This is a genomic window from Stenotrophomonas sp. SORGH_AS_0321 (genome assembly GCF_031453215.1).
Lineage (GTDB): Bacteria > Pseudomonadota > Gammaproteobacteria > Xanthomonadales > Xanthomonadaceae > Stenotrophomonas > Stenotrophomonas chelatiphaga.
This window is the reverse complement of record NZ_JAVIZG010000001.1, coordinates 1,783,489-1,795,590: the sequence shown is the minus strand read 5'-3', so window position 1 is coordinate 1,795,590 and position 12,102 is coordinate 1,783,489. Positions and strand designations below refer to the sequence as shown.

10 protein-coding genes are annotated in these 12,102 nt (G+C 68.4%); 6 read left to right on the top strand and 4 right to left on the bottom strand.

Annotated elements, in window-relative coordinates:
- Nucleotides 1-2: 2 nt before the first annotated feature.
- From QE373_RS07790 to yeiP, 5 genes are all read left to right on the top strand, one after another.
- Nucleotides 3-791, top strand: a complete 789-nt coding sequence (locus QE373_RS07790) for an enoyl-CoA hydratase-related protein (RefSeq protein ID WP_309685245.1) — start codon at nt 3-5, stop codon at nt 789-791.
- 237 nt (nt 792-1,028) lie between these two features.
- Nucleotides 1,029-1,922, top strand: a complete 894-nt coding sequence (locus QE373_RS07785; protein ID WP_309685243.1) for a hydroxymethylglutaryl-CoA lyase — start codon at nt 1,029-1,031, stop codon at nt 1,920-1,922.
- On the top strand, nt 1,919-4,474 hold the full coding sequence (locus QE373_RS07780) for an EAL domain-containing protein (protein ID WP_309685241.1): 2,556 nt from the start codon (nt 1,919-1,921) through the stop codon (nt 4,472-4,474). Before QE373_RS07785 ends, QE373_RS07780 begins: the two co-directional genes overlap by 4 nt.
- A gap of 606 nt (nt 4,475-5,080) precedes the next feature.
- Nucleotides 5,081-5,845, top strand: coding sequence for an SDR family oxidoreductase (locus tag QE373_RS07775; RefSeq protein ID WP_309685239.1), 765 nt, complete (start codon nt 5,081-5,083; stop codon nt 5,843-5,845).
- Nucleotides 5,846-5,894: 49 nt separating this feature from the next.
- Nucleotides 5,895-6,461: an elongation factor P-like protein YeiP gene (yeiP, locus tag QE373_RS07770; protein WP_057508927.1), complete on the top strand. Its 567-nt coding sequence runs from the start codon at nt 5,895-5,897 to the stop codon at nt 6,459-6,461.
- Nucleotides 6,462-6,570: 109 nt separating this feature from the next.
- On the opposite strand, the gene QE373_RS07765 is transcribed toward yeiP, so the two are convergent.
- The 4 genes from QE373_RS07765 to QE373_RS07750 form a co-directional block, all read right to left on the bottom strand.
- Nucleotides 6,571-7,032 carry a hypothetical protein gene (locus QE373_RS07765; RefSeq protein WP_309685233.1) on the bottom strand — a complete coding sequence of 154 codons (462 nt, stop codon included), beginning with the start codon at nt 7,030-7,032 and terminating at the stop codon, nt 6,571-6,573.
- Between the two features lie 81 nt (nt 7,033-7,113).
- On the bottom strand, nt 7,114-8,895 hold the full coding sequence (locus QE373_RS07760) for a DUF4105 domain-containing protein (protein ID WP_309685231.1): 1,782 nt from the start codon (nt 8,893-8,895) through the stop codon (nt 7,114-7,116).
- Nucleotides 8,895-9,209 carry a DUF2388 domain-containing protein gene (locus QE373_RS07755; RefSeq protein WP_123698759.1) on the bottom strand — a complete coding sequence of 105 codons (315 nt, stop codon included), beginning with the start codon at nt 9,207-9,209 and terminating at the stop codon, nt 8,895-8,897. The genes QE373_RS07760 and QE373_RS07755 overlap by 1 nt, the downstream gene beginning before the upstream one ends.
- Nucleotides 9,210-9,270: 61 nt before the next feature.
- Nucleotides 9,271-10,659 carry an FAD-binding oxidoreductase gene (locus QE373_RS07750; RefSeq protein WP_309685228.1) on the bottom strand — a complete coding sequence of 463 codons (1,389 nt, stop codon included), beginning with the start codon at nt 10,657-10,659 and terminating at the stop codon, nt 9,271-9,273.
- A gap of 172 nt (nt 10,660-10,831) precedes the next feature.
- Here QE373_RS07750 and serA point away from each other — a divergent pair, with 172 nt between their 5' ends.
- Complete coding sequence (serA, locus tag QE373_RS07745) at nt 10,832-12,076, top strand: phosphoglycerate dehydrogenase (protein ID WP_309685226.1); 1,245 nt, start codon at nt 10,832-10,834, stop codon at nt 12,074-12,076.
- The last annotated feature ends 26 nt before the right edge of the window (nt 12,077-12,102 follow it).

The following is a 12,102-nucleotide window of genomic DNA, read 5'->3' as shown; positions in this document are numbered from 1 at the left end:
TTATGACGGATTCCCTGCTGGTCGAGCGCTCCGGCGCCCTGCTCACCCTGCGCCTGCACCGCCCGGCGCTGCACAATGCCTTTGACGACGGCCTGATCGCCGAACTCACCCATGCGCTGGACCAGGCCGGACGCGACCCGTCGGTGCGCGCGGTGGTGCTCGCCGGTGAGGGCGCCTCGTTCTCCGCCGGCGCGGACCTGCAGTGGATGCGCGGCATGGCCGCCGCCAGCGAATCCGAAAACCGCCAGGATGCGCTGGCCTTGGCCCGCCTGATGCGCACGCTGGACGAACTGCCGAAACCAACGCTGGCGCGGGTACACGGGGCGGCGTTCGGTGGCGGCGTGGGCCTGGTGGCCTGCTGCGACATCGCCATCGCCGCCGACAGTGCGCGCTTCGGCCTGACCGAAAGCCGGCTGGGCCTGCTGCCCGCGGTTATTTCCCCGTATGTCATCGCCGCCATCGGACCGCGCCAGGCACGGCGCTGGTTTGCCACCGGCGAGCAGTTCGACGCCGCTACGGCGCTGCGCATCGGCCTGGTGCACGCGGTGGTGGCAGGCGACCAGCTGGATGCCGCGGTTGAACAGCAGCTGGCGCTGCTGATGGCCGCCGGACCGGTGGCTGCAGCCAGTGCCAAGGCGCTGGTGCGGCAGGTGGTGGCCAGCCACGATGCCGATGCACGGGACCAGGCCAACGCCGAACTGATCGCCCGCCTGCGGGTATCGGCGGAGGGTCAGGAAGGCCTGGGCGCGTTCCTCGGCAAGCGCCGCCCGGGCTGGATCGACGCCGGCTGATCCCACGCGTCTTCACGCCACAGCCGCCTGGCGGCGTCGATGCTGCGCGCACCGGCCCGCCCCCGGTAAAGCGCTTCATGCAGCGGGCTGGCCGGTTGCTCCGACGGCCTGCGTATATCTCTCTCGTGGCCGTCATTGCGCGCGCCACTTCATCTACAGGATGTTCCGTGATCGTTGCCTCCCGCCCTGCCAGCCCTGCCTGTCCCGCCGCCCGCCCGTCATCGCGGAGGCGCCGGAATGTCTGATTTCGTCCGTATCGTCGAAGTGGGCCCGCGTGACGGCCTGCAGAACGAAAAGCAGCCGGTCAGCACGGCCGACAAGATCGCGCTGATCGACCGGCTGTCCGCCACCGGCCTGCGCAGCATCGAAGCCACCAGCTTCGTCAGCCCGCGCTGGGTCCCGCAACTGGCCGATGCCGCCGATGTCTATGCCGGCATCCACCGCCGTCCCGGCGTGGCCTACCCGGTGCTGGTCCCCAATGAGCAGGGGTATGCGCGCGCGCTGGCAGCCGGGGTGCAGGAAGTCGCAGTGTTCACCGCTGCCTCGGAAACCTTCAACCGCACCAACACCAATGCCGGCATCGATGAGTCCCTGGCCCGGTTCGAGCCGATCCTGCGCCGGGCCGCCGACGATGGCGTGCGCGTGCGCGGCTATGTGTCCACCGTGCTCGGCTGCCCCTACCAGGGCGAGGTTCCCGTGAGCGAGGTGGTCCGCGTGGCCCGCGCCCTGCATGGCATGGGCTGTTACGAAATATCGCTGGGCGACACCATCGGCGTAGGCACGCCGCGCAAGGCCCGGGCGATGCTGGAGGCGGTCGCCGCCGACGTCCCGATGCAGGCTTTGGCGGTGCATTTCCATGACACCTACGGCCAGGCCGTGGCCAACATCGCCAGCTGCGTGGAGGCCGGGGTGCGCGTGGTCGACAGCGCGGTCTCCGGCGCCGGCGGCTGCCCCTACGCGAAGGGTGCCAGCGGCAACGTGGCCAGCGAAGATGCGGTCTACCTGCTGCATGGCATGGGGCTGCAGACCGGCGTGGAACTTGAGCTGCTGGCCGAGATCGGCCGCTGGCTGTCGGCGCTGCTTGGCCGGCCCACCGGCAGCCGCGTCGGCAAGGCGATGGCAGCGACATGAGCCGCCGCGGCCCCTGCGACGAGCTGGCCGCTGGCGGACACCCCGCCACGCAGAGCGACGCACGGGCTGCACTGGACCACGCGCTGTCCCAGCCACACCGGGCCGAACAGCACGCGCTGCTGCAGCAGGCCCGGCAGGCGCTGGATGAGGCGATGCAGCAGCGCCAGGACGCCGAGCAGCGCTACGCCGCCCTGTTCGACGCCGTGCCCGACCCGGTCAGCATCCTCAGTTCGGCCGGGGTGGTGATGGACCTCAACCGCGCCGGCGTACGCGCCTACGGCCGCCCCCGCGAAGCGATCATCGGCCAGCCGATCGAACTGTTGAACCCGGACCTGCCGAGCGACCACCTGGAGCCGGTCTGGGCAGCGCTGCAGCGCGGGGACACCTACGTCATCGAAGTCACCAACATGCGTGGTGACGGCAGCCGCTTTCCGGTGGAGGTGCACTCGGCCGGCTTCGAACTGCAGGGCGAGCCGTGCATCGTGGCGGTGGCGCGTGACCTGAGCGGGCGGTGGCAGGCCGAGTCACGCTACCGCCTGCTGATGGAATCCATCGACAAGGGCGTGATCCTGTTCGACCGCGAACTGCGCGTGGTATCGGCCAATCCGGCCGCGCACCGCATCCTGGGCACGGCCGGAACCGGCTCCAGCCTGCAGACCCTGCTCGATCCGCGCGACTGGATCATGGTGGACGAACACGGCCACCTGCTGGGCCACGACCAATGGCCGGCCAACCGCTGCTTCCAGGTCGGCCGGGTCATCCGCAGCACCATCGTCGGCCTGTACCACCGTCCGCGCGGGCGCATGCTTTGGCTGTCGATCACCAACGTGCCGGTGTTCGGCAACGGGCGCGACCATGCCGACCATGTGTTCGCGATGTTCAGCGACATCACCGAACTGAAGCGCAACAACGCGCTGTTCGACCGCGCGCAGTCGTTGGCCCACATCGGCGGTTGGGAGTGGGACCGCGGCCTGGCCCGCCTGTACCTGACCGATGAAGCACGCCGGATCCTGGGCCAGGAGCTGCCACTGGATGACATGCCCGACCTGATGGAGTGCCTGCGCAGCGATGATCGGCTTGCCCTGCAGCAGGCACTGGCGGCCAGCGTCGACGCGCGCAGCAGCTTCGCACTGGAACTGCGCGGCCAACGCGCCGATGGCCACTCGTTCTGGGTGCGCATGATCGGCGAGGCATCGGAAGGCGACGTGGACGCCGCGCGCATCGCCGGCACCGTGCAGGACATCACCGAGCGCAAGCAGGCCGAGGAAACCCTGCGCATCCAGGCGCGTACCGACCCGCTCACCGGCATCATGAACCGCGATGCGGTACTCAGCGACCTGGGGGTGCGGCTGTCCAACCCGACCCACTGCAGGGCGGCGGTGCTGTACATCGACCTGGACCGTTTCAAGACCGTCAATGACCTGCTGGGACACAGCGCCGGCGACGAACTGCTGATCGAGGCGACCCGCCGGATCGGCCGTGCGATCGGCACCGAAGGGCTGCTGGCGCGCTTTGGTGGCGATGAGTTCCTGGTCGTCTGTGATACCCGCGACCAGTCCGACCAGCCCGAACTGCTGGCCCAGCGCATCACCGCCGCCTTCGAGCCCCCGTTCGTGTTCGGCAATGACGAGTTCGTGGTGACGGCCAGCATCGGCATCGCCTGCGCGCCGCGCGATGGCGTGCGCCCGCAGCAGCTGATCCAGAATGCCGATACCGCGATGTATGACTGCAAGCGCCGCAGCCGCAACGGCTGGCAGGTGTTCTCACCGGAACTGGCACAGGCCCAGCACGACCGCCTGCAGATCGAAAGCCGCTTGCATCGCGCCCTGGAAGCCGACGAATTCCGCCTGGTCTACCAGCCGCAGGTGAACCTGCGCACCGGCGAGGTGATCGCCGCCGAAGCGCTGATCCGCTGGCAGAACGAGCAGCTGGGCGAGATGCGCCCGGACCTGTTCATCGCCCACGCCGAAAGCACCGGCGACATCGTGCGGATCGGCCAGTGGGCACTGCGCGAGGCCTGCCGCCAGGTCCGGCAATGGCAGGACGAAGGCCTCGGGCTGGTGCGGGTCGCGGTCAACGTGTCCTACCGCCAGTTCACCGGCGACGACCTGGCGCTGAAGGTGCGCCAGGCGCTGGATGAGTTCCATCTGCCCGGCACCACGCTGGAACTGGAGTTCACCGAGCGCGTGCTGATCGAGGATGCGCCGGACACCCTGCGCACCTTCGCCCGGCTGCGCGAGATGGGCGTGATGCTGGCCATCGATGATTTCGGCGAAGGCTACAGCGCGTTGAACTACCTGCGCCGGCTGCCGATCCACGGCCTCAAGCTCAGCCAGCTGTTCGTGGAAGGCGTACCGGGTGACCGCTCGGACATGGCCGTGTGCGAGGCGATCTGCGGGATTGCCCGCAGCTTGGGGTTGGGGGTGGTCGCCGAAGGCATCGAATCGGAGGCCCAGCGCCGCTACCTGATGGGGTTGGGGGTCAATGTCGGCCAGGGTTTCCTGTGCGCCCCTGGACTGACGCCGGAAGAATTCGTCAGGAAGTTGAAGTAGTTTTTTTGCGGTGTTGGAGTGGAGCCTGGTTTCTGGGGTGGGTCGGGCGGGTGGGCTGCAGGGGACACGCCGCAAGTACGTCCCTGTAGGCTCGCGTTCGGCTCCTGCCTCACGACGGTCCCCCGCAGCCCACCCGCCCGACCCCGGACAGTTTCCGTGCGCCGCCACCGCAAGGGGGAAAGAAGATAAAGCAGAAGCGGTAGCGCCGACCCATGGTCGGCGGAAACCATCAGACCCCGTTCCCCCAGATCCCATTCCCCACCATCCGCCGACCCTGGGTCGGCGCTACCCAGGCCACCGTGAATCCGTCGAAGGTGGGGCGGGGTGGGTTGGCGGGGGCGTTGAGTGCCATGGATGGCACGAAACGAGGCCCGCAGGATGCGGTTGTTGCCGTCCCCCGCCAACCCACCCCGCCCCGCCACCCAGCAGCCCTACGGCTTTTGACGTTGACGTTGACGTTGACGTTGCCGTAGCTCCAGAAAGCAGGCGCCGGGCTGCAAGCCCGGCATCCATCCCCCCCCCCAAGCAACGCACTGCACAACGGCCCAGCACGCGCCATCCGTTAGAATCGCGGGCTCTTGAACCAGCAGGACCGTGCAATGCAGTTTGTCCAACGTACGTGCCGTCATCACCGGTGGTGTCTCCGGCCTCGGCCTTGCCGTGGCCGAACATCTCGTCGCCCAGGGCGGCAAGGTCGCGCTGTTCGACCTCAATGATGAGAAAGGCGCCGCCGCCGTCGCCGCGCTGGGACAGGCGAACGCCTCCTACCAGCAGGTCAACGTCAGTGATGAAGCCGCCGTGGCCGAAGCCATCGAACAGGCCCACGCCTTCCTCGGCGGCCTCAACGTGGCAGTGAACTGCGCCGGCATCCTCGGCGCCGGCCGCGTGCTGGGCAAGGAAGGCCCGATGCCGCTGTCCGGCTTCCAGAGCACGGTGATGGTCAACCTGGTCGGCAGCTTCAACGTCGCCAAGGCCGCGGCCAACCGCATCCAGCACAACGACGCCGGTACGGACGGCGAGCGTGGCGTGATCATCAACACCGCCAGCATCGCCGCCTACGAAGGGCAGATCGGACAGGCCGCCTATGCCGCCTCCAAGGGCGGCGTGGTCTCGATGACGCTGCCGATGGCGCGCGAACTCTCGCGCTTCGGCATCCGTGTCAACACCATCGCACCCGGCGTGTTCTGGACGCCGATGGTCGATGGCATGCCGCCGGCCGTGCAGGAGTCACTGGCCGCCTCCATCCCGTTCCCGTCGCGGCTGGGCAAGCCGGAAGACTTCGCCAGCCTGGTCGCTTACATTCTGGGCAACACCTACCTCAACGGCGAGACCATCCGCCTGGACGGCGCCACCCGGCTCGCTCCGAAGTGATTCCCCCGGGCGCCGGGACGGCGCCCTCCCCCAACCGACCTACACCACCATGAAAGCCAGCGATATCAAGAAGGGCAACGTCGTCGAATACAACAACGGCGTGTACCAGATCCGCGACATCGAGCGCAGCTCGCCGCAGGGCCGCGGCGGCAACGTCCGCTTCCGTTTCATCATGTACAGCGTGCCGGGCGGCAACAAGCTCGACGCCAGTTTCGATTCCGATGACAACCTGCCGGAAGTGGAACTGCTGCGCCGCCTGTCCACCTATTCGTACAAGGATGGCGAGGCGTTCGTGTTCATGGACGACGAGGATTACACCCCCTACACCCTGGATGCGGATGTGATCGGCGATGACGCCGGCTACATCACCGACGGCCTGGCCGGCATCTACGTGCAGGTGATCGACGACCAGCCGGTCGCCATCCAGCTGCCCACCAGCGTCGTGCTGGAAGTGGTGGAAACCCCGCCGGAAATGAAGGGCGGCACCGCCACCAAGCGTCCCAAGCCGGCCAAGTTGAGCACCGGCCTGGAAATCATGGTGCCCGAGTACATCGCCAACGGCGAACGCGTGCTGGTCAACACCACCACCGGCGAGTTCGGCGGTCGCGCCGACTGAGTGGGGCGAGTGGGAAGCGGCGGTAGCGCCGAGCCATGCTCGGCGGGATCCATCAGACCCCATCGGCAAGGAGCCGCCGAGCATGGCTCGGCGCTACCCTGCGCTCAGCTCACTGCGCCGCGCTGAAGCTCCCGCAGCCGTGCAGCTGGCGCGTGCCCACGGTCAGCATCGCCTTCGCATCGGCCATCTCCCCACTGCCGTCATGCTGGCACGGCACGCGCTGCACACTCAGCTTGATCGGGGTGCCATCGGCGGCCGCACCGGCCCAGCCATCCGGCCCGTGCGTGGGGGCCGCCACCTCGTAATGCGTCTGGCCGTAATCCACCTCGACCCGCAGCGCAGCGTCGCCGCCCGCGCCGACCTCGGCCATCCAGACCGGCTCGGTGCCCACTGCGCGGAAGGCATCATTTGCGGTCGGCGCCGCAACAGCAGGCTCCGCCTCGGTGATCGGCGCGGCAGCCGGCCCAGCGGCGGTGCCCTCGCCCTCGGCTTTCGGATCCGCCGCAGGCTGGCAGGCGACGGCAAGTGCAACCACCAGCACGGTGGGCAACAGGAAAAGAGATGGACGCATGTGCGCTCCTCGACTTCATTCAACAGCACACGACGCTACCATCTGCACCGTCAACGCCACGGGAACCGCTGCGCGCCGTGTTCAGCTTCCTGCCGCAGCGGGTGCCGCCGCCTGCGCACGCAGATGCGCACCGAGTGCCTGCAGGTTCGCATCCAGCACATCCAGTTCTTCGCGCTGCGCCGTTGGCAAGCCCGCGCGCATCTGCAATCGCAGCTGCTTCCAGGCCTGCGGTGCCTGCGTCGATGCCGCCAGCAGGCGGGGCTGCAGCGTGGTTAGTTCATCGGCCTGCGGCAGGCCATATCCCGGCCCACCCAGCAGTGCGCCGGGCTGCAGCCATTGCCCTGCCTGTTCCAGCAGCGCCTGCAACTGGCGTGCACCATCGCTGTCACGCTGCGCCAGCACGGCGCGCTTGAGTGTGTCGCGCGCGCGCAGCTCGGCACGCCCAAAGGCGGCCTGTTCAAGCAGCAACAGGCCGGCGGTGGCACGCAGGCCGCCGCGTTGCAGCCACGGCGCGCGCGTTGTGGCATCCAGCTTCAGCCACGCCTGCGCATCGCCAACCGGCAGCCGCAACTCGTCGCGTGCGGCGGCGAACAGCAGGTCGTAGTGCGCGTCGCTGGATTCGAAATAGTAGCCATCGCGTATCGCCGCGGCGCGGTCCTCCAGCACGCTTTCATCCAGCCTGCCCAGCCGCGCCAGCCTGCGCCGCAGCCCACGCGGGCTGATGCGCTCGATGCCGGCCTCCTGCAGCGCAGGCACGCCCGCCTGCAGCAGCTTGGCGGTCTCCACCGCGCAGTTGTTGCCGACAAAGTAGTAACGACCATCGTAACTCCAGTGCACCTGCGCGGTGCGCTCGAGCAGGCTGGCGATCTCCCGCGCGGAAAGGCGCAACGGCAGCGAGGCAAGACCGCGCAGTTCCACCTTGGTGTATTCGTCCACCACCTGCTGCAGCGGCAGCACGAACAACCGCGACGGGTAGCCACCAGTCAGCCCGCGCCAGCTGGACAGTTCGACATCGCCCACGAACGCGCGGAACGACAACACCCGGTGCTGGTCCAGGTCCAGCCGGCAGGCCGGTCCGGGCACCCTGCCCTCGCGGCAGATCACCAGCCGCAGCATGCTGTGGCCCCAGCGGCTCATCGGTACGTCACCGCTCTCGGCGAACAGGTAATCCACCGCGTAGACGCGTGCCGGATCCAGTCGCATCAGTTCAACCAGGCCTTCCTCCGCACCGGCCTGCAGCAGCGGCACGCCGGCATCGCAGTCCGCCTGCCGTGGGGTCGCGCCCAGGGTCGCGGAAAGCCAGCTCGCCAGCGCTGGACGGCGGCAGGCGAAGTCCGCATCCAGCAGCCAGTGCTCCGCATTGACCGCCAGGTATTCGGCGGCGCTGTGGCGCTCGTAATCGTCGGGGCTGCGGTCAGTGAAACGATTCGGGCTGCGCCCGAGCTTCCACGGGCGGCGCTGCCATCCGGCCAGTTCGCGGAAGCGCGCCTGGCCTGACCAGCCACCGGCCTGCCCGCGATCGGCCACGTGCACCAGTTCATGGACCAGCGCGGCCTGCAGTGCGCGGCCGGCCGCGTCCTCATCGTCATCAAGCAGAGCGCGCTGCAGCTGGATGTCGCCGGAAAACGCGCGGCCGGCAACATGCGCCGGCAGCGTGTCCACCCAGCGCACCGGCACCTGCGGCGGCAACGCCGCGCGCAGCGCATCAGGCAGGCGCTGGACCACGGCATCCACGGCGCGCTGGGCTCGGACGCGTTCGCCGGCGTCCAGTCCGTGCAGGTCAGGCACCAGCTCGAACGCCTGCGTGGCCGGCGCCAGGCACAGCAGCCACCACGCCAACCACGCGTGGCGGCACATCGGCATCAGCGCGCCAGCAAGGCCTGCGCGAGCGCCAGGTCGCTGCTTTCGCGTGCGGCTGCATCCTGTTCGCGCAGGTGCACCAGAGCCGCCTGCAGGCGGGCGCCACGGATCTGGCCCTCGCTGGCAACGAAGGCCGCCGCATCATCGCGCGCGGCCAGGATCACCTTGTCATCGCCGGAGCTGCTGCCGGAGGAATTGGACGAAGCGCCCGACGCCGAACCTGCCGAGGTACCGGCAAAGCTGGATGCACCTGCGGCCAGTGGCAGCACCAGCAGGGCCAGGGCGAAAGGAACCAGCAGCGAAGGCAGTCGGGTCATCGTCGGTTTACTCGTGAAGGGGTCGTGCAGAGCGTACCCGACCCGTCAGCGGAACGGCAGCTCAGAGATCGAAGACCTTGCCGGGATTCAGCCGCGCTTGCGGATCGAACGCGCGCTTGACCGCCTTCATCAAGGCGATTTCGGCGGGCCCGCGGGTGCTGTCCAAGTAGGCCTTCTTGACCAGGCCGATGCCATGTTCGGCGGAAATGCTGCCATCGAAGCGTGCCAGCACCTGCGCCAGCAGCTTGGTCACCTGCTCGCACTGCTGCAGGAACTCCGCATCACCGGTGTCATCGGGCTTGAGCACGTTGATGTGCAGGTTGCCATCGCCGATGTGGCCGAACCACACCACCTCGAACTGCGGGTACGCCTGGGTGATCAGCGCCTGGGTTTCGGCGAGGAACGCGGGCATCGCCGAGATCCGCACCGACACGTCGTTCTTGTACGGCTTGTAGCGTGCGACCGCCTCGGTGATGCCCTCGCGCAGGCGCCACAGCTGCGCGGCCTGGGCGTCACTGGCACTGATCACGCCGTCGCTGACCCAGCCATTGCCCATGCAGTCTTCGAAGGCCGCCATCGCCGCAGCTTCCTGCGCCTCGTCACCGGCGGCGAACTCGGTCACCACGTAATACGGATGCACCTCGTCGAACGGCGCCTGCGCACCATGGGCCAGCACGTGCGTTAGCGCCTGCGCAGTGAAGAATTCGAAGGCCTGCAGCTGCAGCCGCGCACGGAACGCGGCGAACACCTGCATAAGCACCTCGAAGCTGGGCACGGCAAGCAGCATCACGTTGCTGGCCGGTGGCGGATCGGTCAGCTTCACCGTGGCTTCCACGATCACCCCCAGCGTGCCCTCCGAGCCGATCAGCAGCTGGCGGAAGTCGTAGCCGCTGGAATTCTTGATCAGGCCCTTGTTGAGCTCGAGCAGCTCACCGTCAGCGGTGACGACTTTCAGCCCGGCGATCCATTCGCGGGTATTGCCGTAGCGGATCACCCGGATCCCCCCGGCATTGGTGGCGATGTTGCCGCCGATCGAACAGGACCCGCGTGCGGCGAAGTCCACCGGGTAGATCAGCCCGTGCTCCAGCGCCGCGTTGTGCAGCGCCTCCAGCGGCATGCCGGCCTGCACGACCAGGGTCCGGTCCACCGCGTCGTAGCCCAGCACCTTGTTCATGCGCTCAAGGCTCAGCACCAGTTCGCCGTTGGACGCCACCGCGCCGCCTGACAGGCCGGTGCGTCCGCCCGACGGCACCACCGCCACGCCTTCGGCGGCACTCCAGCGCATCACCGCCTGCACTTCATCCACGCTGGCCGGCAGCGCGATCGCCAGCGGCGCCGGGGTCCAGCGCCGGGTCCAGTCGCGCCCGTAATGCTCCAGATCGGCCGCATCGGTCTTCAGGCGCAGGTCGGGTACGGCCTGCTGGAGGGCGGCAACGCGGGGATCGGTCATGGCAGTCCAGGCAAATGCAGGCGGAACGGGAAAGCGTGCCAGTGCGGCCCGCCAGCGTCCAGCCCCCTGCGCGCGGCGGCGATGGCTACGTTTGCAACCAATTCCGCAGTGCACCATGGGCGGCCGCATCTGGCATAGTGATCAGCCCTTGTCCCACTGGCCGTGCCGTCCCATGTCGCCGAAGAAGACCTCCTACCCCAAGCAGGATATCCGCGTGCTGTTGCTGGAGGGGGTCAGCCAGACCGCCGTGGACGTGTTCACCGCGGCCGGCTACAGCCAGATCGAACTGCATTCCAAGGCGCTGCCCGAAGACGAGCTGAAGGCGCGCATCGCCGACGCCCACATCGTTGGCATCCGCTCGCGCAGCCAGCTGTCGGCCGACGTGCTGGCCGAGGCCAAGCGCGTGATCGCGGTGGGCTGCTTCTGCATCGGCACCAACCAGGTCGATCTGGACGCGGCTGAACTGGCCGGCATCCCGGTGTTCAACGCGCCCTACTCCAACACGCGCAGCGTGGCCGAGCTGGTGATCGCCGAAGCGATCATGCTGACCCGTGGCATTCCGCAGAAGAACGCCGAATGCCACCGCGGCGGCTGGTCCAAGTCGGCTGCCGGCAGCCACGAAGTGCGCGGCAAGACGCTGGGCATCATCGGCTACGGCCACATCGGCACCCAGGTGGGCGTGCTGGCTGAATCGCTGGGCCTGCAGGTGATCTTCCACGACGTGGAGGCCAAGCTGGCGCTGGGCAACGCGCGCGCCGCGGTCAGCCTGGACGACCTGCTGGAGCGCTCGGACATCATCACCCTGCACGTGCCGGAAACACCGGCCACGCAGTGGATGATCGGCGCGACCGAACTGGCGAAGATGCGCCGCGGCGCGCATGTGATCAACGCCGCGCGCGGCACCATCGTCGACATCGCGGCCCTGGATGCGGCACTGGGCTCGGGCCACATCGGCGGCGCGGCGCTGGATGTGTTCCCGGTGGAACCCAAGGGCAACGGCGATGTCTTCGAATCGCCACTGACCGCGCACGACAACGTGATCCTGACCCCGCACGTGGGCGGCAGCACGCTGGAAGCACAGGACAACATCGGCATCGAAGTGGCGGCCAAGCTGGTCCGCTACAGCGACAACGGCAGCACCCTGACTGCGGTCAACTTCCCCGAAGTCACCCTGCCCGAGCACGACGGCAGCCTGCGCCTGCTGCACATCCACCGCAACGTGCCGGGCGTGCTGTCCAAGGTCAACGAGATCTTCTCGCGCCACAACGTCAACATCGACGGCCAGTTCCTTCGCACCGACGCGAAGGTGGGCTACGTGGTGATCGACATCACCGCCAGCGTGGAGCAGGCTGCCGCCGTTCGCGATGAACTGGCCGCGATCCCCGGCACCCTGCGCACCCGCGTGCTGTACAGCTGAGGGCCGTCAGGCCCGGTACCGGTAGT

What these genes read in the sequence shown, in the direction of transcription:
- QE373_RS07790 (WP_309685245.1), top strand. Translation starts at nt 3, where the DNA reads ATGACGGATTCCCTGCTGGTCGAGCGCTCCGGCGCCCTGCTCACCCTG.
- QE373_RS07785 (WP_309685243.1), top strand. Translation starts at nt 1,029, where the DNA reads ATGTCTGATTTCGTCCGTATCGTCGAAGTGGGCCCGCGTGACGGCCTG.
- QE373_RS07780 (WP_309685241.1), top strand. Translation starts at nt 1,919, where the DNA reads ATGAGCCGCCGCGGCCCCTGCGACGAGCTGGCCGCTGGCGGACACCCC.
- yeiP (WP_057508927.1), top strand. Translation starts at nt 5,895, where the DNA reads ATGAAAGCCAGCGATATCAAGAAGGGCAACGTCGTCGAATACAACAAC.
- QE373_RS07765 (WP_309685233.1), bottom strand. Translation starts at nt 7,032, where the DNA reads ATGCGTCCATCTCTTTTCCTGTTGCCCACCGTGCTGGTGGTTGCACTT.
- QE373_RS07760 (WP_309685231.1), bottom strand. Translation starts at nt 8,895, where the DNA reads ATGCCGATGTGCCGCCACGCGTGGTTGGCGTGGTGGCTGCTGTGCCTG.
- QE373_RS07755 (WP_123698759.1), bottom strand. Translation starts at nt 9,209, where the DNA reads ATGACCCGACTGCCTTCGCTGCTGGTTCCTTTCGCCCTGGCCCTGCTG.
- QE373_RS07750 (WP_309685228.1), bottom strand. Translation starts at nt 10,659, where the DNA reads ATGACCGATCCCCGCGTTGCCGCCCTCCAGCAGGCCGTACCCGACCTG.
- serA (WP_309685226.1), top strand. Translation starts at nt 10,832, where the DNA reads ATGTCGCCGAAGAAGACCTCCTACCCCAAGCAGGATATCCGCGTGCTG.